At 67.3% G+C, this 22,915-nt stretch carries 23 protein-coding genes and 1 pseudogene; 13 read left to right on the top strand and 11 right to left on the bottom strand.

The features are described 5' to 3' along the window. Nucleotides 1-53: 53 nt before the first annotated feature. Nucleotides 54-662 carry a TetR family transcriptional regulator gene (locus tag ACFO6V_RS02900; protein ID WP_377131994.1) on the bottom strand — a complete coding sequence of 203 codons (609 nt, stop codon included), beginning with the start codon at nucleotides 660-662 and terminating at the stop codon, nucleotides 54-56. A 92-nt stretch (nucleotides 663-754) separates the two neighbouring features. Here ACFO6V_RS02900 and ACFO6V_RS02895 point away from each other — a divergent pair, with 92 nt between their 5' ends. Both ACFO6V_RS02895 and ACFO6V_RS02890 read left to right on the top strand, forming a co-directional pair. Then, entirely contained in the window at nucleotides 755-1,693 is a 939-nt protein-coding gene (locus ACFO6V_RS02895; protein ID WP_377131992.1) for an aldo/keto reductase, read from the top strand. Between the two features lie 363 nt (nucleotides 1,694-2,056). Then, nucleotides 2,057-2,608 (top strand): NUDIX domain-containing protein, encoded by a 552-nt coding sequence (locus ACFO6V_RS02890; protein ID WP_377132147.1) that lies wholly within the window; start codon nucleotides 2,057-2,059, stop codon nucleotides 2,606-2,608. A gap of 37 nt (nucleotides 2,609-2,645) precedes the next feature. Here ACFO6V_RS02890 and ACFO6V_RS02885 read toward each other — a convergent pair. Both ACFO6V_RS02885 and ACFO6V_RS02880 read right to left on the bottom strand, forming a co-directional pair. Next, nucleotides 2,646-3,962, bottom strand: a pseudogene (locus ACFO6V_RS02885) (IS701 family transposase); the annotation flags it as partial. A gap of 306 nt (nucleotides 3,963-4,268) precedes the next feature. After that, on the bottom strand, nucleotides 4,269-4,739 hold the full coding sequence (locus tag ACFO6V_RS02880) for an NUDIX hydrolase (protein ID WP_377131990.1): 471 nt from the start codon (nucleotides 4,737-4,739) through the stop codon (nucleotides 4,269-4,271). A gap of 258 nt (nucleotides 4,740-4,997) precedes the next feature. Between ACFO6V_RS02880 and ACFO6V_RS02875 the strand changes: the two genes are divergently transcribed. Continuing rightward, nucleotides 4,998-5,801 carry a hypothetical protein gene (locus ACFO6V_RS02875; protein ID WP_377131988.1) on the top strand — a complete coding sequence of 268 codons (804 nt, stop codon included), beginning with the start codon at nucleotides 4,998-5,000 and terminating at the stop codon, nucleotides 5,799-5,801. Between the two features lie 31 nt (nucleotides 5,802-5,832). Here ACFO6V_RS02875 and ACFO6V_RS02870 read toward each other — a convergent pair whose 3' ends face one another. Then, nucleotides 5,833-8,646, bottom strand: coding sequence for a tetratricopeptide repeat protein (locus ACFO6V_RS02870; protein ID WP_377131986.1), 2,814 nt, complete (start codon nucleotides 8,644-8,646; stop codon nucleotides 5,833-5,835). 409 nt (nucleotides 8,647-9,055) lie between these two features. Between ACFO6V_RS02870 and ACFO6V_RS02865 the strand changes: the two genes are divergently transcribed. The 3 genes from ACFO6V_RS02865 to ACFO6V_RS02855 all read left to right on the top strand — a co-directional run bounded on the left by ACFO6V_RS02865 (nucleotide 9,056) and on the right by ACFO6V_RS02855 (nucleotide 11,009). Then, nucleotides 9,056-9,631 carry a hypothetical protein gene (locus tag ACFO6V_RS02865; protein ID WP_377131984.1) on the top strand — a complete coding sequence of 192 codons (576 nt, stop codon included), beginning with the start codon at nucleotides 9,056-9,058 and terminating at the stop codon, nucleotides 9,629-9,631. Continuing rightward, nucleotides 9,631-10,137: an HAD domain-containing protein gene (locus tag ACFO6V_RS02860; RefSeq protein ID WP_377131982.1), complete on the top strand. Its 507-nt coding sequence runs from the start codon at nucleotides 9,631-9,633 to the stop codon at nucleotides 10,135-10,137. Before ACFO6V_RS02865 ends, ACFO6V_RS02860 begins: the two co-directional genes overlap by 1 nt. A gap of 323 nt (nucleotides 10,138-10,460) precedes the next feature. Continuing rightward, nucleotides 10,461-11,009, top strand: a complete 549-nt coding sequence (locus tag ACFO6V_RS02855; protein WP_377131980.1) for a DUF1062 domain-containing protein — start codon at nucleotides 10,461-10,463, stop codon at nucleotides 11,007-11,009. A gap of 73 nt (nucleotides 11,010-11,082) precedes the next feature. On the opposite strand, the gene ACFO6V_RS02850 is transcribed toward ACFO6V_RS02855, so the two are convergent. Beyond that, nucleotides 11,083-11,697 (bottom strand): TetR/AcrR family transcriptional regulator, encoded by a 615-nt coding sequence (locus tag ACFO6V_RS02850; RefSeq protein ID WP_377131977.1) that lies wholly within the window; start codon nucleotides 11,695-11,697, stop codon nucleotides 11,083-11,085. 87 nt (nucleotides 11,698-11,784) lie between these two features. Here ACFO6V_RS02850 and ACFO6V_RS02845 point away from each other — a divergent pair, with 87 nt between their 5' ends. Continuing rightward, complete coding sequence (locus ACFO6V_RS02845) at nucleotides 11,785-12,411, top strand: FMN-dependent NADH-azoreductase (protein ID WP_377131975.1); 627 nt, start codon at nucleotides 11,785-11,787, stop codon at nucleotides 12,409-12,411. Nucleotides 12,412-12,424: 13 nt separating this feature from the next. On the opposite strand, the gene ACFO6V_RS02840 is transcribed toward ACFO6V_RS02845, so the two are convergent. Further along, nucleotides 12,425-12,829 (bottom strand): hypothetical protein, encoded by a 405-nt coding sequence (locus tag ACFO6V_RS02840; RefSeq protein WP_377131973.1) that lies wholly within the window; start codon nucleotides 12,827-12,829, stop codon nucleotides 12,425-12,427. Between the two features lie 469 nt (nucleotides 12,830-13,298). Between ACFO6V_RS02840 and ACFO6V_RS02835 the strand changes: the two genes are divergently transcribed. The 5 genes from ACFO6V_RS02835 to ACFO6V_RS02815 all read left to right on the top strand — a co-directional run bounded on the left by ACFO6V_RS02835 (nucleotide 13,299) and on the right by ACFO6V_RS02815 (nucleotide 18,198). Beyond that, on the top strand, nucleotides 13,299-14,084 hold the full coding sequence (locus tag ACFO6V_RS02835) for a MafI2 family immunity protein (protein WP_377131971.1): 786 nt from the start codon (nucleotides 13,299-13,301) through the stop codon (nucleotides 14,082-14,084). A gap of 211 nt (nucleotides 14,085-14,295) precedes the next feature. Next, the gene (locus ACFO6V_RS02830) at nucleotides 14,296-14,583 is read left to right on the top strand and encodes a DUF1330 domain-containing protein (RefSeq protein WP_377131969.1); all 288 of its coding nucleotides are present in this window, start codon (nucleotides 14,296-14,298) and stop codon (nucleotides 14,581-14,583) included. A 128-nt stretch (nucleotides 14,584-14,711) separates the two neighbouring features. After that, on the top strand, nucleotides 14,712-15,050 hold the full coding sequence (locus tag ACFO6V_RS02825; protein WP_377131967.1) for a nucleotide pyrophosphohydrolase: 339 nt from the start codon (nucleotides 14,712-14,714) through the stop codon (nucleotides 15,048-15,050). A 157-nt stretch (nucleotides 15,051-15,207) separates the two neighbouring features. Then, the gene (locus ACFO6V_RS02820) at nucleotides 15,208-16,947 is read left to right on the top strand and encodes a DNA/RNA helicase domain-containing protein (protein WP_377131965.1); all 1,740 of its coding nucleotides are present in this window, start codon (nucleotides 15,208-15,210) and stop codon (nucleotides 16,945-16,947) included. A 135-nt stretch (nucleotides 16,948-17,082) separates the two neighbouring features. Then, nucleotides 17,083-18,198 carry a serine hydrolase domain-containing protein gene (locus ACFO6V_RS02815; protein ID WP_377131963.1) on the top strand — a complete coding sequence of 372 codons (1,116 nt, stop codon included), beginning with the start codon at nucleotides 17,083-17,085 and terminating at the stop codon, nucleotides 18,196-18,198. A gap of 11 nt (nucleotides 18,199-18,209) precedes the next feature. Here ACFO6V_RS02815 and ACFO6V_RS02810 read toward each other — a convergent pair whose 3' ends face one another. From ACFO6V_RS02810 to ACFO6V_RS02795, 4 genes are all read right to left on the bottom strand, one after another. After that, nucleotides 18,210-18,794: an NAD-dependent epimerase/dehydratase family protein gene (locus ACFO6V_RS02810; protein ID WP_377131960.1), complete on the bottom strand. Its 585-nt coding sequence runs from the start codon at nucleotides 18,792-18,794 to the stop codon at nucleotides 18,210-18,212. Between the two features lie 98 nt (nucleotides 18,795-18,892). Further along, complete coding sequence (locus tag ACFO6V_RS02805; RefSeq protein WP_377131958.1) at nucleotides 18,893-19,288, bottom strand: DUF2510 domain-containing protein; 396 nt, start codon at nucleotides 19,286-19,288, stop codon at nucleotides 18,893-18,895. Nucleotides 19,289-19,677: 389 nt separating this feature from the next. Beyond that, nucleotides 19,678-20,307 carry a response regulator transcription factor gene (locus ACFO6V_RS02800; protein WP_464721165.1) on the bottom strand — a complete coding sequence of 210 codons (630 nt, stop codon included), beginning with the start codon at nucleotides 20,305-20,307 and terminating at the stop codon, nucleotides 19,678-19,680. After that, nucleotides 20,307-21,509 (bottom strand): sensor histidine kinase, encoded by a 1,203-nt coding sequence (locus ACFO6V_RS02795; RefSeq protein WP_377131953.1) that lies wholly within the window; start codon nucleotides 21,507-21,509, stop codon nucleotides 20,307-20,309. Before ACFO6V_RS02795 ends, ACFO6V_RS02800 begins: the two co-directional genes overlap by 1 nt. Nucleotides 21,510-21,638: 129 nt before the next feature. On the opposite strand from ACFO6V_RS02795, the gene ACFO6V_RS02790 reads away from it, so the two are divergent. After that, the gene (locus ACFO6V_RS02790; RefSeq protein WP_377131951.1) at nucleotides 21,639-22,292 is read left to right on the top strand and encodes a DedA family protein; all 654 of its coding nucleotides are present in this window, start codon (nucleotides 21,639-21,641) and stop codon (nucleotides 22,290-22,292) included. Here the strand turns inward: ACFO6V_RS02790 and ACFO6V_RS02785 are convergent. Further along, nucleotides 22,234-22,881, bottom strand: a complete 648-nt coding sequence (locus ACFO6V_RS02785) for a TetR family transcriptional regulator (protein ID WP_377131949.1) — start codon at nucleotides 22,879-22,881, stop codon at nucleotides 22,234-22,236. The genes ACFO6V_RS02790 and ACFO6V_RS02785 overlap by 59 nt on opposite strands. Nucleotides 22,882-22,915: the final 34 nt, after the last annotated feature.

Below are 22,915 nucleotides of genomic sequence, written 5' to 3'. Positions count from 1 at the left end.
GACCAGGAATCCTGATCGACGGCGCGACGCGCCCGGCCGGCCAGGGGTGACTCTCAGTCCGTGGGCTGGAGCATCGCGAAGCTGCGTTCGAGCAGCTCGGAGACCGTGGTGTCGTCGTCGACGTTCGCCCAGGTGGTGAACGCGACGTCGAGGCAGGCAAGCGCCGCCTGGACGATGATCTCGGCGCGTAGTGCGGTGTCGCTGCCGTCGGCCAGCCGGGCTGCGACGAGAGGGACGAGCATGCGTCCCCACAGCTGGTGCTTCTCGAGGTTGCGGGCGCGCAGGGACGCGGTGCTGACGAGCACGCGCATGGCCACCTTGCCGCGCTGGACGCGGCCGTTCTGCGCCAGGAGGCCGACGAAGGCCTCGAAGGAGGCCAGGAGCGAGTCCCAGACGGGCTCGTCGGCGGGGCGGGCCGCGAAGGCGTCGCGGACGAACTCGCCCCACTGCTCGGGCTCGCCGACGACGACGTCCTCCTTGGCGGGGAAGTAGCGGTGGAACGTGCGCCCCGACATGCCGGCGGCCGTGGCGATCTGGTCGACGGTGACCTGGTCGAACCCGTGCTCCGCGAACAGGTCGAGGGCGATCTCGGTGATGCGTGCGCGCACGGCGTCGCGGCCTACCTCGCGCAGGCTCGGCCCGCTGCTCGTCGTGCTCGACATGGCTCCAGACTACCGTCGATGTCATCCGTGTCAGGGACTGACAGATCTGGCGTATGCTGACAGATATCGCCTCACAGCTAAGGAGTCTCACCATGGAGACGCGCACACTGGGCCGCCAGGGCCTCACCGTTTCGGCGCTGGGCTACGGCGCGATGGGGACGGCGGCGTTCTACGGGCCCACCGACGACACCGAGTCGATCGCCGCCATCCGCCGCGCCCATGACGAGGGCGTCACCTTCTTCGACACGGCCGAGCTGTACGGCTGGGGAGAGGGGGAGAAGCTGCTCGGCCACGCGCTCGCACCGATCCGCGACGAGGTGGTGATCGCTACGAAGTTCGGCTTCACCGAGACGTACGGGTCCGACTCGCGGCCCGGTCACATCCGCGAGGTGGTCGACAACAGCCTGCGGAACCTGAACGTCGACACCATCGACGTGCTCTACCAGCACATCCCGGACCCGAACGTCCCGATCGAGGACGTCGTGGGCGTGATGAAGGAGTACGTGGACGCCGGCAAGGCCAAGTACCTCGGCCTCTCGAACGCCGACGAGGACACGATCCGGCGAGCCCACGCGGTGCACCCGATCTCAGTCGTGCAGGAGGAGTACTCGATCTTCGACCGAGACTCCGAGGCTCTGCGGCCGGTGCTCGAGGAGCTCGGGATCGGGCTCGTCGCCTACTCGCCGCTGGCACGCGGCTTCCTGAGCGGCGCGACCAAGCCGCGCGACCAGTACGAGGCCGACGACGTGCGCCAGCTGATCGGCTGGTGGGCCCCCGAGAACTTCGACGCCAACGTCGAGATCGCGAGCCGGCTCGGCGAGCTCGCCGCGAGCAAGGGCATCACGCTCGCGCAGCTCTCGCTCGCCTGGCTGCTGGCGCAGAAGGACTACGTGGTGCCGATCCCGGGGTCGCGTAACCCTGGGCGGGTGGCGCAGAACGTGGCTGCGGTCGGCGTGACTCTGACGGAGGACGACCTGGCGCGGATCGCGGAGATCGCGCCGGGCGGGGCGGTGGGGAGCCGGGGCGTGTGACTCTTGGTGGCTCTGTGTCGTGGGCGGGATCGTGGCGGTGGAGGCGTCCGCGTTGGCCGGGGCGATCCCGCCCGTGACGAAGGGAGGCCGGTCGGCGCGTCCGGCGTGCGGTTGGGCTCCGGCGTCCCGTCTCACGGGAGGTCATCAGGCGTGGCCAGCGGAACTTGAAATGTCCGGTATGTTCAGCGTGTGGTCGAGTGGGCACAGGTCGCCGATGCTGTGATGGCGTCAAGAGTTGCGAACTTTCTGGTGAGAATGGACGCGCGACGCGCGACCATTCTGTCTCTATTACAGCCTGCGCTGATGTCAGGCACATCGCGATCCAGGTTGCGGCTACGCAAATCGGGGCCAGCATTGAGTCCTGTGAACGACCACGCTTGCGATGAGTACTTGGATACATTGCCGCGCAAGCGAGTGGCGGCAGGTGTATTGCTGCGCGACAAGAACGACCGGATCGTCCTTATAGAGCCGACCTACAAAGACACCTGGGAAGTTCCTGGCGGCGTCGTCGAGGCGGGCGAATCGCCATGGGTGGCGGCCGAACGCGAGCTCAAGGAGGAGCTCGGCCTGGTTCGGCGAAATATGCCGGTACTCGTCGTTGACTACGTTCCGGTCGCGTCGGACGGAATGCCAGAGGGCCTGCTGTGGATCTTTGATGGCGGGCTGCTCGATGAAACCGAGTGCGAGCAGCTCCGCGGATTTGACGAAGAGGTCAAGTCGGCGTGTCTTCTGACCATCGATGAAGCCGCCAAGCGGACGAAGGAGTCGTTGGCGCGAAGGTTGAAGGTCGCGCTTCAGGCAGCACAGGAACATCAAGAGAACGTCTACTGCGACCAAGGTAGGCGGAGATTCCCGATCGAACCGCGGGCTGACCAGGTGGAACACAAGGCTGGAGCAGCCGTAGCGGTGCCCTAGTACTACAGCCGTAGATCGGGCCTGTGGCCTGTGGCCTGCGGTTTGGCGTCTGCGGTAGTGGGCGGTGCGGGCTCGGTGCTGGTGACGTCGTCGCCAGCGGGACCAGGACAGGATCTGCTCGGTCGTGGCGGCGGTGCGGGCCAGGAGCGTGGTGAACAGGCGGCGTGCCTCGGCCAGGGTGACGGCGATCAGCCCGGTCTGGTCGGGCTCGGCCTCGTTCATCACCACGGCGAGGATGGTCAGAAAGGGCGTGGGCGGGCATCGCCAAGGTCGTCCACCGGTGCCAGGAGTCCCAGCGGCGGACCTGGTGCTCATCGAGACCGGCGTGGCCCTTGGCGGCCTGGAAGTTCTCCTCGACCGTCCATCGCCGTCCGGCGACGTGGACCAGGTCGCGGACCGGAACCGGTCGCGGGGTCCAGCACCGGTACCACGCCAGCTCGCCCGTGGCATCGTTGCGGCGCACGAGCAGCGAGTGCTGACCGGAGCCCTGTTGTCCGGCGTGGTCGGGCCCGTCGGGCTCAGGCAGGATGTCGACCACGGCCCAGGAGTAGCAGCGTCCGCCCTTGGAACCATCGCCGCACGACAGCCGGGTCCACGCTCTGGCCGGGACGAGCTTGGTGGCATCGTCCACACGCTCGGTCCCTGCGGGCGTCGTGACCGTGCGGTTCTTGCCGATCGCCAGCACGTAGGACAGGCTCAGCCGCCGGCACGTGGTCCGCAGGCGGGGGTCGGCGCCGTAGACCTCGTCACCAGCGACCCACCGGGCCGGCGCCCCGGCCGCGAGAGCGGCTTCAATCATCGAGGTCGCCAGGGCCGGCTTGGTCGCGAACCCGGCCTCGTCCGGGACGCCCGCGAGCTTTCGGCGATCCAGGTCGGCGGCCCAGGACTCGGGCAGATACAGGCGTCGGTCCAGGAAGGCGTGCCCGCCGGTGGCTGCGTAGGTCAGGAAGACTGCGACCTGGCAGTTCTCGACCCTGCCCGCAGTGCCGGAGTACTGCCGCTGCACCCCGACGCTGGAAGCGCCCTTCTTCAGGTCGCCGGTCTCGTCGACCACCAGCACCGCGCCCGGGTCGGCCAGGCGGCTGATCACGTAGCCGCGCACGTCGTCCCGCGCACCGTCAGCGTCCCAGACCGCCCGGCCCAGCAGATGCTGCAACCGGTGCGGGGAGGTATGGCCGGCGTGCTCGGCGATCGTCCAACAGTTCTTGCGCTCCAACGGTGCGACCAGCCCCGTCAACAGGTCTCGCGCACCGCCCGCAGCGTCCCGCCGCGCGAACCGGCCCGCGACCTGCCCGAACGCCGTCTCGAACTCTGCACTCCATCGTTCAGGGTCTACTCTGTCTGCCGCGGCCACCGCCACGGTCTTCTTGTTCCACACAAGCAATGAAGCATCCCGGCGGTGGCCGCCCCCGGTCCAGCATCACCCCAGGTCATCGACCCGATCTACGGCCGCAGTACGAGCCCACCGGCAGGATCCCAACGGGGAGTACGGCGCGACCCGCAATGTCGGCGTTGAGACGGCCCATCAGGTCGTTCCACCCGACGAAGTCCTTCAGCGCTTCCCAGCCGAGCTCGAGCGCCACATCAGTGATGCTCTGTTCATCACCTCGCGCGCCTTGGCTGAGCCCTTCAGGTCCGCACGGCGTAGCCAGACTGGGCGTCAGGCTTGTCGCATGAGCAGTGGCAGCAGTTGCGGCACGACTTCGTGAGGACGCATCCCGATGTCGTGCACCAGCCGGGCGTCGGCCCACGCAAGCTCGAAGCTGTTGTTCGGCGAATGGGAATCCGCCTCACCACCACCCAGCACCGGCTCGCCAACAACGTCCTCCATCACGAAGTAGGAGGCTTGACGCCCGGCGTGGGTGGCAGCCCAAACCAGCTCGCCGGCCCGCCCTGTCATACCCGCTTCCTCAAGGAGCTCACGCTCTGCGGCCATCGCCGGCGTCTCGCCCGACTCCACACCACCACCAGGGAGGACCGCGTAATGGTGACCAGGACAAGGCCCCGTCAATCGCCCGTCCTCGCCACAGACTCGGCAGTCGCCCGCAATGTCGCGCCGGTAGTAGCGCTTCATGATCAGAATCCGCCCATTGCGGACTACAAGGGCAACTGCACGCGGTGGCTGAGTCACGTCGGCAGTCTGGCAGACACGACCGATGGTCCGTGCGCCCGCTGGGTCGTGCCTTCGGAAGACCCAACGGAGCGCGTCGGGCAACAGGACGCCGCCATGGTTAGGGCTGTGCCCGGCGTCCCCGAGGACGAGACGAAAGTCGTAGCCAGCCTCGGCCGCGCCCACAAGCAACGAAGCATCCCGGCCGTGGCCGCCCCAGGTCCAGCGTCACCGCAGGTCAGCGACCCGATCTACGGCTGTAGTACTAGGGTCTCCTGCGTGACTTCGCGCGCAGCAACACTTGCCGGTGACTCATCCCAGAACCAGGACCGCTATTTCGTTGGCGGTGGCTTCGCGATAGCACTCGACGGCGCCACGTCGGTGGCGGGTGACCGGTCGCATGATCCGGGCTGGTTCGCGGGGCGCATCGGCGAGGTCCTGGCGCACATGCTGCCGAGCGGTGAGCCGATACCGGACCTGGTCGCGGCGGCCATCGAGAACGTCCGTGACACGGAGCGCCTCGTACCCGAGACCAGTCCGACGTGCACGGTGGCGATCGCTCGCTGGTCATCGGAGACGGTCGAGACCTATGTGCTGTGCGACAGCATCGTGGCCCTGCTGCACACCGACGGGTCGGAGACGATCCACACGGACGACGGAATCGGCGACGTCCTCGGTGCGAAGCGTGACAAGTACCGCTCCCGGCTCTCGGCAGGTCGGGGCTACGACGAGGGGCATCGCGCACTGCTCATCGAGCTGCAGCAGGAGCAGGCTCGATGGCGCAACGTGCCTGGTGGTTACTACGTGGCGGGTACTGACCCGGACGCTGCCTATCACGGGGTGACGGCGACGACGGACCGGGCGCGGCTGACCGGGGTGCTGCTCGCCACCGACGGCGTCGACCCAGGTCGGCATCCGCACGCCGACACGTGGCGGGACGTCTACGCAGAGGCGATGGCGCATGGTCCGGATCAGGTCCTGGATGACCTGCACGCCGCCGAGGCCACAGACCCGGACGGACGCAGGTGGGTGCGTTCGAAGCGCCACGACGACAAGACCCTGGTGATTGTGCCGCTCGCGTGAGCGCAAGCCGGAAGCGCGAGACCGGCAGGGATCATAGGTCGGCGAGGAACTGGCCCAGCCGCGCACTGTCCGCGCGAAGCTCCTTCACCTCGTCATGTCGTCCCGCTGGCGTCAGGAGGGCCACGTAGCCGTCGATTGCGGACCGGTAGCCCGTCACGAACAGGACTGATCGTGCGCCCGACTCGTACCGACGGCGAAAAAGTGTGAGTGCCTCGGCGAACCTTTCTTCTGCCGCTTCGTCGAGCCCGCACGATGCGAGGGAGGCGGCGAAGCTCCCCAGGCTCCAGGCGAGGCTCTGTTCGCGCCGGCTCGGATATTGGTACGCGAGGTCGCGATAGACGGTGAGCGCCTCGTCATGGGCTCGTACCGACTGCTCCACACGGCTGAGGCTTGCGAAGGCTATGCCGAGGTTGGTCAGGGAGCGGGCGCGTCCCGGTTCGAAGCGCACCGGGTTCCGGGCCGATAGGCGGAGCCATATCTGGTGAGCCTCCTGGTGCTTGGCCAATCCCGCCTCGGCCTGGCCGAGAAGCCCGTACGTGGTTCCTAGATCTCCGAGCGCGAGCGCGAGATCTGGCTCGTAACGGGTGGGTGTCTCGGTGTCCAGCCGCCGCCAGTGCTCCAGCGCTTCTAGATAGTCGGAATGTGCCTGCTCGACGGCGCCGAGGTCGGCGTGGCATCGCCCGATCGAGCTCAGCGATCGTGCAAGCGGGGCTCGATGGCGATCATGCTGCTCGGCCAGACGCCGGCGCACGGCCAGCGCTTCTCGGTGCGTTGTGAGGGCTTCGCGAGGCAGGCCGAGGTCGCGGTAGGAGACTCCGAGGTTGTGCAGCGACTTCGTCAGGGCTGGAAGAAAGCGGTCAGGATCCACATGTGCGTGCTGGCGCCACCTGCCCACCGCCTCATGACACGCCTCAAGCGCCTCCCTGTTGCGGCCGAGAGCGGCGAACGAGTCTCCGAGGTTGTCGAGCGACTGGGCCAAGTTCGGCCAGTATCGCTTCGGTCGTTGCCTGGCCAGCTTCCGGTAGAGGCGGGTTGCCTCTTCTCGTGCGGCCAGGGACGTGTCATAACGGCCAAGGGTGAACGTCCAGTTGCCGAGGACATGCTGAGCGTGCGCGGTCCGGCCGGTGTGCTCGAGAAGCCGGTCGCTGTCGACCGCACGAACGAGCAGCTCGGCGACGTGGTGCCCGACGTCGTGGAGCGCGCTCGGCGGGTCCGGCCAGGGAAGCTGCTCGTGGACCGCGGTCACCGTGCTCCAGCTGACGTCGATACCGTGGACGAGATCGAGGGCGAGCTGGGCGACGTCGTCGCTTCGCCGTGGATCGAGATGGCCTGCGCGGGGTACGCGAGCGGCGTCGTAATCAGGGCTCTGCAACGCGGACGTGGCCGTCGGGCCGTAGTTCTGGCTGCGCGAAGGGTCGGATGCGGCGCGGGTCAGGACGATCATGGCTCGGACGGCCTGATCTTCCTTCAGGTCGCGCAGCAGGTTAACTCGCCGCTCCGAGCTCACCATGGCTCGTGTGGCGTCGGTGGCGTCGGTGCCCATCAGCATGGAAACGACTAGGTGCTCGGCGAGGCGATCGGGGTGCAGACTCCCGACCCAACCGGGGTCTCCGACCAGCACCGGGCCGTCCGAGCCTTCCGGCAGGCCGTCCGTGGGCGGGTACTGTTCGCGCAGCCACCGGGCTGCCGACCGGGCGTCTAGTCGAGTGCCGGGCGGGCACAACGGCGCCACGCGCTGAACCAGCGCCTCGGCCTCGGCCTGGCTCTCCGCCCCGAGAAGACACGCGGCCGCGACAAGGGTCCGGAGAGTTGGTGCGTCGGTGGGGATACCAGCTTCGTGCGCTGATCTGGTCCAGCTCCGTGCCTCGTGGCGGAGCAGCTCGTCGAAGACGGCCTGCATCGAGACATTTGCATGAGTGTGTCGAGGGACGGCGGATCCGGACAGCCCGTTGTCGGTACGCAGCACCTGGACCAGAGCGATGGACAGCAGATCGAGCATCCGCGCGCCGGGCACGACATCGGGCAGTGTCACCGGCACGGGGCGCTTGTCGAGGTACGCGGCGAAATCCTGGACCGCGACATCGACTATCCGCTGCTGCTCAGCGAGGCGCCCGCCGTCCGCGTCGTGCGGTACGACCCGCTCGGAGAGCTCGATGGGGTCGTACGTGCCGAGGACGGCGCCGACGTCGGGCTCCTGGCACAGGTCGGACCACCATCGCCCGCCTCGTCGGGCGAGGAGGAGGACGCGTACCGTCCCCGGATCGCTGTTCGCCTGGCGCAAGAGCTCGGCGACCCCATCACTTCGGTTCTCGGCGTAGTCGACAACGAACAACACCGGCGCCTCGGGGTGGGCGCGGCGAAGCACCTGCATGGCTTCTGCCTCGACGCCGGTGCGTAGATTGCGGCACTCCCAGCCGTGCGCCGTCCGCATCATCGCCTGCAGCTCTTGCGCCAGGCGGGTCTTGCCGACGCCACCCGACCCGGTCACCAGCTGTACCCTCAGCGATCGCTTGCCCGGCTCGTAGCCGTCGGCGCACCAGTCGACGAGCCGCTGAAGCACGCCCTCGCGGCCAACGAACCGGACTATCTGCTGGTCGCCGTCCCGAACGGGGGAGAGCAATCGGCCCGGTGCGTCCTCGTCCCCTGGTGGACGCACACCGAGCTGCTGTGAGGCGAGGCGATCGTGCGCCTTTCGGTCCGCGGCCTCCTGGCGGCGGTCATGCAGGGTGAACCAGCGTTCGAGGAGCGTCGCCCCGAGAACGCCACCGACAACGGCACCCGCGACCATCGTCTGCCGCACCCAGGTCGGCACTGACTCGGGCAGGATCGCAGCCGCGATTCCCACGATGACCGCGAGCGTCGAAGCGAAGCCGTATACCCACAGGCGCCGCCCGCTCTCGCCCGTGGGCCCCCCGGACCCCGCCGCCGTCACAGGTTTGAGAGTACGAGGAACCGGATATTTCGGGAAGCGTGCATTTTCGCGGCATGCGGAGGTGGGTGCTTCTGGTTGTGACCGGCCGTGACCTTGGCGGCGTGAGTTGCCGAGCGGAGGTGCCTGGAAGCAGGAGGTCTGAGGAGATCGACGCTCTGGTTTACCTGGACCTGATGCAAGCCGGATGAAACCCTTGCTTGGCGGCGGTTTTGGTTCGGATCAAGGGGGCGTCATGTGTCGAGCGAGCAGTGATCCCAGAGGCGGATACCGCTGTGCCAAGAAGACTGTCGCGATCAGGTTCTTGGGACACCAGGCGGGGTTCGTGCCTGCGGAGAGAGTCTCTGCGGTCCTCGAGATCATGCAAGCGACCACAGGAAACACACTGGTCGTGGCCGCTGCGGAGCAGATCGACCTTACGGAAGCTGGCGGCATCGAGCAGCTCCGGCAACTGGTGGCACAAGAGGTCGAACTGGCGTGTATCGCTGAGTGGGAGCGGCTCAGTAGCAGGGAGCGCATGGCTCTCGCTCGGCAGCTCGGCGCATCGGACGAGAAGCACGTCAAGTGCGCGATCGCAGCAATGGTCGGTGAGGTGTGTAGTTTGCCCGGCAAGCTCATCGGCGATGTCGCCACAGCTGTCGGTGACAGGGTCGCTGAACGCACTGGCTCAGTGATTGCTGGAAAGATGGCTTCCAAGGCAGCAGATCGTCTCATCGCAAACGTACTGTTGCCAGCGTCTCCGCTCGGTCCGGTCGACCAGGTTGGTCTGCTTGCTGATGTCGCCGCCGTCGCACTCTGTCCATCCCAGCAAGGCGGCAACAGGAAACGCCATGGCGCGGTGGAGGAGTGCGCTGCCCGGCTGGCCGCGAGGACGCTCAAGGAAGCTGTGGGCGTGGCGTAGTGACCGGTGCCTCGCGCCCCATCCTGTTCCTCGACGTCGACGGAACGCTTCTGCCGTTCGATGGTCCCGGCATGCTGGCGGTTCCGGACGCACCGAAGGTGTGGACGGCGTCGTCGAACCCCTATCTGGCGCGGATCGACCGGGCGCTTGGCCCGCTGCTGACCGGACTCGGATGTGACCTGGTGTGGGCGACGGCGTGGATGGACGCCGCCAACGAGGTGATCGGGACCCTGCTCGGCCTGCGGCGGCTGCCGGTGGCTGACCTGCCCGCCTACGTCGGCGATATCGGGGAGGGCCGCCTGCAGTGGAAGACCGAGGCGCAGGTGCGGATCGCGGACGGGCGGCCGTTCGTGTGGATCGACGATGTGATCGGGGAGACGGGCCGGCGGTTCGTCGAGGTCGGTCATGCAGGTGAGGCGTTGCTGCACAAGGTGGACTCCACCGTCGGAGTCACTGCCGATGACCTGGATGTGGTCGCGGCGTGGGTGCGGGACGTGGGGCGATGAGGAGCGCATTTCACCAGGCCGCACGGTCGGCACGACCTGACTCGTGTTCAGCAGGCTGAGGGAGTCCATCTGACGGGTTGTTCTGGTGCTCCGGAGCGTGCTGGATGACGGTCGAGAGTGGTCGTGGATCTATCGCGGAAGCCCGAAAAGCAGTAGATCAGCGCTGCTGTGCACCATTAGCGTGCTGCCCAACCGAGTCCCCGAGCCAAGGTCGTGCCGTTGTACACCCTGTGAGATTTCCCGAGTGCTGATGTGTCGCGCGTCGCGAATGTGCGCCGCGCACCTTTTTGCTGCGGACCTCTCACTGAGACCGGTGTACTTCTATGCTCAAAACCTGGGCAGTCGTGCCCACCTGCCTGCCGCTCGTTCGCCGCCGTTGTCACGCGTGCGATTCCGAGCGCTTCGGGGCAAGCGGAAAATTCCGCGTTAACGCACACCACAAACTCATCGACGCATGGCTTCTCGCGCTCTGTACCGTCTGCGAGGAGACCATCAAGCTCACGGTTCTGGAACGGGTCAAGGTGCGTTCCATCCGGCCGGAGCTACTGGACCGGCTGCACAACAACGATCCTGGCCTGGTGCCTGAGGTGCTCCAGGATCCGGCGGTGCAGCGCCGCAATCGCATCACCCTGGACTGGGACGGCGCCTGGCGTCTCGACACCGACGGACCGGATGACCTGGACCACGAGGTGGTCGACGTCTCGGTCCGGTTCGCGGCGCGGATCCCCGTCCGGCCAGTGCGACTGATCGCTGACGGTTGCGGTCTGTCGCGGGGCGAGGTCGAGAGGCTGCTCCTGACGGGGAAACTCGTCTCGGCAGTCCGGTTGAGCGGCAAGCTCTCCGGCGACTTCACCTTCACGCTCAAGCGCTGAACCCTGCTTGGGAGTGCGGCCTGTCCGGCATGATCTGCCGGGCAGGCCGCGCTCCGGCGCGCTGGGTCCGGGGTCACTCGGAGGCGAACGCCCGCGCCAGCTTCACCATCGCTTCGGTGACCTCCGCGAGGTCCCTGCCTTCCTCGGTCAGCCAGTGCGCGATCATCTCGCCCGACAGCGCCGCCAGGAGTGCGTCCGCGCGCAGCACGGGGGAGGGCGTGCCGGCGAGGCTCAGCAGGTGACGGCAGTGCGTGCGCCAGAGGCCGTGCGCCCCGCTGCGGAACCGGGCGCCCGGAGCCGCCGTCTGCGACAGCAGGACCAGCTCCAGCTGTTCGGCGACGAGCTCGGTGTACCCGGCGACGAACGCCGCCAGCCGATCGACCGGCTCGGCACCAGGGCCGAGCGGAGGCGGGCCGGAGATCATCAGCTCCTGGAACTGGCGCTCGCGCTCGCCGAGCAGCGCCATCGCCAGGCCGGCCTTGTCGCCGAACCCGCGATAGAGCGTGCCCACGCCCACGCCGGCCTCCTTGGCCACGGCCTGCATGGTCACGCGCTCGACACCGTCGCGCGCGAAGAGCCGCTCCGCCGCGTCGAGGACCTTGCCCTGGTTGCGGGCGGCGTCTGCGCGCCGGGATCGGGCCGCGCCTTCGGGCTGCCCGTGCACGGGCAGGGGAAGACTCGTTGACAAAGCGGAATCTGTTCCGCTAACTTCCTTCATGAAGCGGAACCTATTCCGTTTTCGCGTTGCCGTCGAGCCGACACACCGGAGCTGACCATGACCCGACTGTTGCACATCAGCGCTTCCCCACGCGGCGAGGCGTCCGAGTCCCTGGGACTCGCCACCGCGTTCCTGGACACCTACCGCCAGGCCAACCCCGGCGTCGACGTCGAGCACTTCGACCTGTGGGACGGCACCCTGCCTGAGTTCGGGCCCGCCGCGGCGAAGGTGAAGATGGACGTCTTCGCGGGCGTGGAGCCGAGTGGGGAGGGCGTCGCCGCGTGGTCGGCGGCCAAGGCGGCCTTCGCCCGGTTCGACGCCGCCGACCGGTACCTGTTCAGCGTCCCGATGTGGAACTCGGGCGTGCCCTACGTCCTCAAGCAGTTCATCGACGTCGTCTCGCAGCCGGGCATGGTGTTCGGGTTCGACCCCGTGACGGGCTATGAGGGGCTGCTGACGGGCAAGAAGGCCGCGGTGATCTACACCGGTGCGGTCTGGGGCGACGGTCGTGGGCCGGAGTTCGGGAGCGACTTCCAGAAGCCGTTCTTCGAGGGGTGGCTGCGGTGGGCGGGGGTCAGCGACATTGCGAGCGTCCGGTTCCAGCCGAACCTTGCCGCGGCGGACGTCGATCTGGCGCGCAAGAAGGCGCATGCTGCGGTGCTTGAGGTCGCTGGGTCGTTCTGACCTCGGTGCTTGGTCAGCCGCAGGGATCTCCGCCCGAGTAGCAGGGGTTGTAGTCCACGTTCTGCTCTACGGGTGAGGGATCGTTGAGGGAGCGCCAGTCCACCTGGGGCACGATCAGCAGCGCAATCGCCGTGACCGCCCAGATGCCGACCAGCAGGTGCCAGACGTACGCGATAACGCGCGCGTTCCGCCGTCGGGCAGAGACGAAAGTCCAGGCGACCCCGGTCAGCATGATTGCGGCGACGACCGCGTAGAAGATCGTGTGCCGCGGCTCGGGTGTGGACTCCGTCAGGAATCCGTAGGCGTTCCACACGTTCATCAGCAGTGCCACAGGGCCGAAGAGGGCGGCGAGCGATCCGACGGCTTCGCCGGCTACGCCGGGACCTGGGTTGGCGAGTTCGTCATCCCGGCTGCTCATCGCGACTGCTCCTGGTCCCCGCGTTGTGTGGGTTCGCGTCTGGCCGTCATAGCCTGGATGGTACGGCCCAGCATTGATGCGCCTTCGCCCGGACTGCTACACATCTCACCGGGTCTAAGCGCGCGCGGCACATCAGCGTCAGGCAGGCGCCGCGACTCGGAAGAGCGACGTGCGATGGCCGATGCTTGCCGCCTGCCATGATCCGGACATGAACTCGGACTTGCCGCTTGTGCGGGTGGACCTGTGGCGTGCCGACGCGGTCGTATTGTTTGACTGACTCATGTCGGTTGACCTGGACGCTGTTCCTATCTCGCACCCTGCGCAGAAGCAGGCACTGATGGATCTGCTGACAAGATTCGAGACGGAGACCGTACTCCCGGGTGTGACGCAGGCGGAGATCGACGAAGCGCAGTCGGCCGTCGCGCAGGACATGGGCTGGTAGGCGCCCGTGACCACCCAACTCTCACGCATGAGCGTTCTCCTCTCGCTGCAGAGCGCGCTCTGGGACGCGGTCACACCCGGGCTGCGCGGCGTGGCGGTTCGTTTCGGTGAGGCCCGTATCGAGGGCCGGATGATCTATGACCACGTTCCTGGCCCCACGGACCATGAAGACTGCTCGCTGGCGGAGACCTACGTCATCGCCGACTTCCCTGAGGAAGTTGCAGTCAGCCTTGACGCCGTGGCTGCCATTCCGCCCGAGTCGCGGTCACTGCTTGCCGAAGAGATGTGGGTCTATCTGCGCAAGGAACCGGCCCTGCCTGACCTGTGGCGTCCGCACCGCAGACCGGCTGCGGGGATCGCGCAGAGGCTAGTCGACACGACCGAGTGGTCGCGGTACGAGCTGATGGATGGACCGGTGTCGGAATTCGGCAAGGTTCTCAGCGCCTTCATCGCGAACGCGCCGGTTGACCAGTGGCCTGCGCTCTGGGCAACCATGGAGAGCTATGTCTTCTCACGGGACGACATCTTCAGTGCCGCCGAGCCAACCCTGAGGGTTCTCCTCGCGGCGCTGGCCGACGGAGTTGACGCGTCGGCTCAGCTCGGCATCCTGGACCTAATCTTCCACATCGTTCATGCCGCGAGCTACCGCGACGACGACCTTGGAGCGCGGTGCGTGGACGAGGCGGCGACCGCCAGTTGGCTGCTCGTGCGGGAAGCTGTAAACGGCGACCAAAACGTTGCAGCGTCCTGTATCGAGATACTCGACATAATTAGCCCCGAATACGCCGAACTTGTGCGTGCCGCCCGCGGGTAGTCGGTACTGATCTCAGAATCGTCCAACGACCGGCTGGGCTGACTCGACAGGGTCGAGGGAACGGTTGCGAGCGCCGGTTGCGCCCCGGTGGTTTCGGCGGGGCACGGCCGTGACCAGGCGCTAGGCTCGTGGCCCGAAGGAATGAGGTGGCCCGTCGGCCAGTCGTTCCCGCCTGCATGCTGCCCTAGAAATCATTCGAAGGAGCCTTGTCGTGAGTGCCTACATCGTGTTCCTCAAAGAGAGCACGCATGACCAGTCCGAAGTCGACAACTATCTGGAGAACGTCGGAAAGACGTTCGAGGGGCATTCAGCGAAGATCCTCGCGGCGTACGGTCCCCAGCAGGTGCTTGAAGGCCCTGAGCCGGAGGGGGTCGTGGTGATTGAGTTCCCCACCATGGACGAGGCGCGTGCCTGGTATGACAGCCCCGCCTACCAGGCTGCGGCGAAGCACCGTTTCAACGGTGCAACCTTTCGCGTCGTTCTCGTAGAGGGCGTCTGAGGGCTGGTCGCGTGACGGTTTGACTAGCTGGCCTCACCGCGCTGCCTATGGCGGGGTCGGTTGGAATCGGCGTACGACAGTCCGAGCCACCTACACTCGTCACCGGCGGCAACGGGCACAATCGACCCGTGAACGACGACGCAACGATCGAGTCCGTACGCGACCGGCTCCGAGACTTTGCTGTAGCGCGGGACTGGGGCCAGTTCCACAAGCCCAAGAATCTCGCGATGGCGCTCGCAGGGGAAGTGGGTGAGCTCCTTGCCGAGATGCAGTGGCTGACGGACGATCAGGTCCACGAGCGGCTGGCGGACCCTGACACCCGGGGCGCCGTCGAGGAGGAGTTTGCCGACGTCTTCCTTTACCTCGTCCAGCTTGCCGACGTCTGCGGGGTGGACCTGATACGGGCGGCGCACGCGAAGATCACGAGGAACGACGGCAGGTTCCCGCCGCTGGAGGCCTCATCCTGAGGTCCTGGGACGGCGGCTGTGGGGCTTTTGTAGTGCGCTCTGACCTCGGCCGATACCCTCGGCACATGGTGGATGGTGGGTTGCGCGATGTGGTTTCCGGCGGACGCAGGGCAGAGCTGGAGCTGGGAACTGCCGGAGCCTCGGGGTGGGGTGGAGCATGAGCAACTTCGAGATCGAGGATCTGCCGTACACCACGAAGACCGGTGCGCATCTGCGGTCGCGCGGCGGCAGATACACGAACTGGCCAGCCGTCTACGTCCTCAGCAGGCGGCGCGAGGTGTACGTGGGTGAGACGTTCAATCTCGCGAGCCGTATGGACCAGCATAGGCGGCTGAAGAGTGACCTGAAGCAGTTGCGGATCGTCCTGGACGACACATTCCACAAGTCGGTGTGCCTCGATCTCGAGTCGAAGCTCATCACCTATCTCGCAGGCGATGGATACACGGTCCGGAACCGCAACGGCGGGATCACCGACGCCGACTACTACCGACGTCGCGAGTATCGGGAGACGTTCGACAAGATCTTCGAAGCGCTGCGTGGGCTGGGGATGCTCAGACGGAGCATCCAGGAGATCGAGAACTCCGACCTGTTCAAGTATTCGCCGTTCAAGGCGCTTACCCCGAACCAGGCGAGCGTCGTCGAGAGCGTCGCGGAAGGACTCTTCGAAGATATTGAAGCCGGCCTCAGCACCACCTCGGTGATTCAGGGCGAGCCAGGCACCGGGAAGACCATCGTGGGAGTATTCCTGTTGAAGCTCCTCAAGGATGTTGCTGACACCGAACATCCGGAGCTGGTCGATGGCGACGAGATGTTCTCGGACCTGTTCACGGAGGGCTACCCGGACCTTGTGCGGGGCAAACGCTTCGGGCTCGTGGTGCCGCAGCAGTCGTTGCGCAAGACGATCCAGCGGGTCTTCCGGACGACGGCGGGGCTGAGCCCTTCGATGGTGCTGAGCCCTTTCGCGGTCGGGAACGCGACGGAGAAGTTCGACCTGCTCGTCGTGGACGAGGCGCACAGGCTCGGACAGCGGGCGAGTCAGTCGAATGGCGCGATGAACACTCAGTTCGCAGAGATCAACAAGCGGCTGTTCGGCGATGACGACCCCGGATACACCCAGCTCGACTGGATCCGGGCGCGGAGCCAGCACCAGGTGCTCATGCTCGACGGCGAGCAGAGCGTCATGCCCGCCGACATCCCGCGAGCCGAGCAGAAGGCTGTGGTCGAGGTGGCGCGTCGCGGGAAGCGCTTGTACGCACTCACCTCGCAGATGCGCGTCAGGGCGGGCTCGGACTATGTGCAGTACGTGCGCGATGTGCTGGCAGATGTCCCCCGTGAGCCAGCCGGAACATCATTCGTCCCCTACGACCTGCGGATGTTCGATGATCTGGGAGAGATGGTGTCGGCGATCCGGGAGAAGGATCGCGAGCACGGGTTGGCACGCCTGGTTGCTGGCTATGCCTGGCCCTGGCTGAGCAAGGACGACCTCACCGACGACGCGCTGTACGACATCGAGATCGACGGCCAGCGACTGCGCTGGAACCGAAGGGCCACTGACTGGGTCGACTCGCCGACGTCGCTCGAGGAAGTCGGATCGATTCACACCATCCAGGGATACGACCTGAACTACGCGGGCGTGATCATCGGCCCCGACCTGCGTCTCGACGCAAGCGGGCGGGTCACGATGGACCGCGCCAACTATTTCGACAAGAAGGGGCAGGAGAACAACCGTCAGCTCGGGATCGTCTACACCGACGAGGACCTGTTGCGCTTCATCCGTAACGTCTACGGAGTTCTGCTCACGCGCGGCATCATCGGGACCTACGTCTACGTCTGCGATCCAGCTCTTCGGGAACGGCTGCGGCCGTACCTCTCGACGGCTCCGCCTCAGTTGACGTGACCTGGACGGGCTGGGCCCGGCACAAAGCCGCAGTGGGGTCCGTGCGGCGGCACCAGCCACATCTGAGTATTCCTGCATGCCCTCGTGTGGCTTTGCGCAGTCTCCTTCAAGTCTCGTATTTCTACGTTGAACGGCATGTCTACGACTCCCAGACCTAGCCGTGCCCCGCGTGTCATCGCGATGCTCCTGGTCATCGCTGTCGCCGCGACCACAGCCCTCACCGTCTCCATGACGCTCGCGCGCAAGCAGACGCTTGCCGCAGTTGCGGTGAGCACGGCGGCGTCGACCTCGTCGTCCCTCCTCGCCGTCAGCGAACCGGGGCCGTCCGGGTCCTGGACGTCCGGTTCTCCGCCGCCAGGCGGCGCCGCACGGCCGTCGGGCGCCGAGCACTTCCGCATCGGCAGTATCACCAAGACCTTCGTGGCGACGACAATCCTGCAGCTCGTCGACGACGGCCGGATCGACCTCGACGCACCCATCGAGACCTACCTGACTGGAGTCGTGCCGAACGGCACCAACATCACCGTCCGCCAGATCCTCAACCACACCAGCGGCCTCTACGACTACATGAAGGGCGAAGGCTGGTCCACCAACCGGTGGCGCGGCGGCGAACGCTTCACCACCTATTCGCCCGACCAGTTGCTGTCCGAGGCCTTCCGGCACGAGCCGTACTTCGCGCCAGGTGCCGACTTCCGCTACTCGAACACCAACTACATCGTCGCGGGCAAGCTCATCGAGACGGTCACGGGCCAGCCGTACAGCACCGTGATCGAGCAGCGAATCCTGAGGCCGCTGAACCTGACCGACACATCGTTCCCGGGCTCGGAACCATCGATCCCGGAACCCGCCATCCACGCGAGCACCACACTTGAGGACGGCAAGACCGTCGACGTCACCGAGCAGAACGTCTCCCTCGACTGGGCCGCCGGCGAGATGATCTCCACGACCCGCGACCTGCAAGCATTCTTCGACGCCCTCCTCGGCGGCGTCCTGATCAGCAAGGACTCGCTCGCACAGATGCGCACCACCGTCCCGATGGGCATGGGCTTCCACTACGGCCTCGGCCTGGAGCGCTTCGACCTGCCCTGCGGCGGCCAGCTCTGGGGACACGGCGGCCAACTCCTCGGCTACGTCACCTACGCCTATCGGCGCGACGACGGCCGGAGCCTCACCATGCTCCTCGCCTCCGGCAAAGACGACGGCTTTGTCTCGTTCGCAGCCGCCACCGGCGCGGCGTACTGCCTGACATGACAGGCAGCTAGTCAGTCCTCTGGATCGGCCAGCACAACAACCCCCGAAGCCGCCTCCACCAACGGAACCGTCCGCTGCGCGGCATCGCTTACGCGGATCCGCGCGGGCGCGGGCGGCTCGGTCTCGTAATACGTCCCCGGTCCATAGAGCTGCCCGTACCGAACCACGACCCCACCCGCGTCCAGAACGGCAGCCTCGTGCCAGGCCACGGCGTCGCCCCGCCCAGGCGGCGTCCACGCGATCGACTGCGCCAGCATCCGCGCTCCACCCGCAGCCAATGCTGCCGCGAGCAGATTGGCCGTCCCCTCGGTCCGCATCCGTGAGTTCGCGGTAGCCCGCGCCGGGATGTCTGCGGCATCGTCAGGCAGATCCGTGAGCTGGTGCATCACCAGTTCAGGCCGGGATTTGACGGCGGCGGCGGTGAGCGCCTCGACGTCGTACACGTCCACGACGACCGGAGTGCCGCCGGCCTTCTCGATCATGCCCGCGCGCTCAGCCGAACGCGTTGTCCCTGTGACGTCATGGCCGGCAGCAACGAGCAACGGCAGCAGTCGGGACCCGATCACACCGGTCGCCCCGGCAAGGAAGATGCGCACTGGACAACCCTAGGAGACGTGCCGCATCGTGCGGCCGAGCCCGGCCAGTTGCCCACGGACCACGACCCGTAGCGAACCACCCGTGCAGAAGGCGCCGATCACCTAGAAGCGAGGCCCACCGCGACGACGAGGAGGGTAAGCGCGACCCCGATCCCGCTGAGAGCGGTGGCCCACACCACGCTGGTCTGACGATTGCCGGAGCGGAGCTCGAGGACCGAGACGGTCAGGCCAGCCATCGCAACCAACGGACCGAAGGGTGGGATAAGCAGCATGGGGAGGGCCGCTATCCCGAGGCCCAGCGCCCAACGCGCCCGGGCCGTTCCGCGGAGAGTGCTTGTCGAAGCAGGCTGGGGCCGCCGTGCCTGTGCGGGAGGTACAAATGGAGTCTTGGGCGCACCCCATGTTGATCCGTCCCACCAGCGCTCCACACCGGGGTCGATCGGATCCGGGTACCACCCTGGACCGGCCGAGCCTGCGGAATTCGGGTGCGTCACTGAGTCTCCTGTGTCGTCTCGCAGTGCGACGTCGTCGCGCCTCCCCAATGAAAGCCGACCGCCGACGCGCAGTTGACCAGATGGCGGGTGATCTTCATTGCGGCGTGTGATTCACGTGGCCAGCAGGTTTACGTAGCCTTGAAGCCTGTCCGTACGCGAGGAGGTCGCTGATGGCTGGTCTATGGGGTAGGAAGTCTCGCGCGAAGAGCTTGAAGCGCGGCACGTGGGGAAGCACGACAAAGGGCCGCAGCAAGAGCCTGTTCAAGAGGCTGTGGGGGAGCAGCAATTCCAAGCGCCGCAAGGGCGGCGGCCTGTGGTGAGCGCATAAAGCGAAGGGCTCGGACCGTCGGGGGGTCGACGGTCCGAGCCCTTAACCGCTCCTGAGAAAGTCACGACTCCAGATACCGCAAGATCGCCTGCACCCGCCGGTTGTACCCGTCCTCAGCCAGCAGCCCCAGCTTGTCGAAGATCGCGTTCGAGTGCTTCTCCACCGCCGACGTCGACACGAACAACGTCGCAGCGATCCCCGCATTCGTCCGCCCCTCGGCCATCAACCCCAGCACCTCCCGCTCCCGCTCCGTCAGCATCCCGAGCGGATGCGACGTGTCCCGGAACAGCTGCCGCACCACGTCCGGATCCAGCACCAGCCCGCCGGCCTGCACCCGGTCCAGCGCGTCGAGAAAGTCGTCGACGCCCATCACCCGGTCCTTGAGCAGGTAGCCGACGGCGCGCGCGTCATCCCCGAGCAGCACCTGCGTGAACTCCCGCTCGACGTACTGCGACAGCACGAGGATCCCCACCTCCGGCCAGCGCGCCCGGATCTGGACCGCGGCCCGCACGCCCTCGTCGGTGTGGGTGGGCGGCATGCGCACATCCAGCACGACGACGTCGGGACGCTCGGCCTCCAGCCGCTGCATCAACCCCTCGGCGGAGCCGTAGGCGGCGACGACGTCGTGCCCCTCGTCGGTCAGGAGGCTGCGGATGCCCTCGCGGAGCAGGGCGGAGTCCTCGGCCAGCATCACTCGCACGGGAGGGTCACCTCGATCTTGGTCGGGCCGCCGGGCGGGCTGTCGATGGTGAGGCTGCCGCCGGCGGCAGCCACTCGGCCGGTGAGCCCGGCCAGGCCGTGGCCGGGGTGGGGGAGGGCGCCGCCTGTGCCGTTGTCGGTGATGGTGACGTGGACTTCCGAGATCGGGAGGTCTCGACGAGCTCGACCAACGGTGGCCGGGTCGGATGCGGCAGCTTGACCAACGGAGACACGCACCCGAGCCTCGCCAGCCCCCGAGTGCTTGGCCACGTTGGTCAGAGCCTCCGACACCACGTAATAGATCGTTGTTTCGACAGCCAAGGGGAGGCGCTCCGGAGAGTCCCACTCCAGCACCGTCGGCGGCTCAGCACGCGACACCAGCTCCGCCAGCACCGGCGCCAACCCATGCGTGTCCAGCGTCGTCGGCCGCACCCGCCACGCGACATCCCGCAGGTCCGTCACCAGCAGCTCCGCCTCCCGCGCGGCCTGCTCCAACAACAACGAACCAGACGAGGCACCAACAGCCCGCCGCGCCCGATTCACCAGCAGCCCCAGCGCCACCGCCCGCTGCTGCACGCCATCATGCAGATCCCGCTCGATCCGCCCCCGCTCCGCATCCAGCGCCGCCAGCAGATCCGCCCGGCTCACCGTCAGCGACTCGACCTGCGCCGCCAGCCGCTCGCTCCGGCTCGGCGCCAGCCACCTTGCAGCCGCCGACCGGTCCAGCAGCGCCACCCCGACGAGCCCCATCAGGTCCAGGTACAGCAGGATCGCGCCGACCGGGATCATCCCGAGCAGGCCAGCGGTCGACAGCCCGTCACCCTGGAACGCCTCGTCGACAGTGAGCCGCACGTCGAACAGCCACGACGCCAGCCCCGCGACCACCGCGAACATCCCGTACGCCAGCAGCCCGAGCACCAGCGTGCCCACGAAACCGACAACAGCCCGCGCCGCGAGATACCGCGCAGCCCGGGGAGAGGTGAGCACCACCCCGTCGTCGGCCCACCCGAGAAAACGCACGGTACGACGGCGGTGCCAGGCGACCAGCGACCGAACCGGCCCGAACGGCGTCGGCCCGCGCAGCAGAGAAACCACGGAAAAGACCAGGTCCACGGGCCACGTCACCGCGCCGAGGGTCGCGCCCCACAGCATGCGGGCGGGAGTGCTGCGCCAGACGGCGGGGGCGGGGTCCACCTCGCCAGGATAGGGACGCCGCGTCCCGAGCGAACTGCGGAAAACCACACCCCACCTGCGGCATACCCGCACGACCTGACGGGGAACCGCAGTCAACCGACCCCCTCGCAGTCAAATAGCGTAGGGCCCATGACGACACAAAGCTTCGCCACGACCGTCGCCGACTGGGCCGTGGGGCTCATGGAGACCCTCGGCGCACCGGGCGCTGGCGTAGCAATCGCCCTCGAGAACCTGTTCCCGCCCCTGCCGAGCGAGGTGATCCTGCCGCTGGCAGGCTTCACCGCCGCGCAGGGCACCCTCGTCCTGTGGCACGTGCTCATCTGGACGACGGCGGGCTCCGTGGTCGGCGCCGTCCTCCTGTACGGCCTGGGGGCGTGGCTCGGCCGCGACCGCCTGCGCGCGATCGTGGACCGCATGCCGCTCGTGTCGCTGGAGGACGTCGACAAGGCCGAAGCCTGGTTCACCCGGCACGGCGACAAGGCGGTGCTCATCGGCCGGCTCATCCCGATCGTGCGCAGCCTGATCTCCATCCCCGCGGGCGTGGAACGCATGTCGATCTGGCGGTTCCTCGCCTTCACGACGCTCGGCTCCGGCGTGTGGAACACCCTGCTGGTCGGCGCGGGCTACCTGCTGGGGGACCAGTGGCACATCGTCGAGGAGAGCGTCGGCGTCTTCCAGAAGGTAGTCATCGTCGTCGTGGTGGCGCTGGTCGTGTGGTGGCTGGTCAAGACGCTGCGCGGTCGCCAGGACCAGGACTCGCCCCGGCACGTGCGGAAGCGCTGAGCGTCTCCAGGCCCTCGGCGATCATCCGCAGCGCCTCCTCGAAGTCCCCGCTCTGGGCGGGCTGCGTGCTCGCGTTCTGAGGGTCCAGCGACTCGGCCGCGGGCAGCAGCCCGAACGAGTCCGCGCTCAGCCGCTGCTGCTCGTGGAACGTGTACCCGACGACGAAGTGCATGACCGCCTCCGCGGCGACCCGCGACAGCGAGTCCGGCACCCCGTCGCGGCGGGTGACCGCCAGCAGCTGCGGCCGGACGGGCGAGTCGACGAGCCCGAGCGCCAGCGAGCTCGACACCAGCTCGGCGGCGTCGCGGTAGGCGAGCAGGCACTCGCGCAGACGCGCGCCCAGCCCTCGGAGGGCCTCGGACACCGTCATGTCCTCGACCCGCACGTCCGCCATCGGGCCGAGGATCCGCGCGCTGACCGAGGCCAGCAGCGCCTGCTTGTTCGGGAAGTGCCAGTACAGCGCACTCGCCCGCACCTCGAGCGCCGTGGCGATGTTCCGCATCGTCAGGTCAGGCAGCCCGTACTCGTCCAGGAGGCGGAGGGCCATGTCCGACACGTCGTCACGGCTGTGTCTTGGTGATCCGCTCATCGCCACAGTATGGTGCAGAACGCCGTTCAGGTGA

The sequence above is a fragment of the Promicromonospora alba genome (genome assembly GCF_042654905.1).
Classification (GTDB): domain Bacteria; phylum Actinomycetota; class Actinomycetes; order Actinomycetales; family Cellulomonadaceae; genus Promicromonospora; species Promicromonospora alba.
This window is presented reverse-complemented; position numbering and strand designations above follow the sequence as displayed.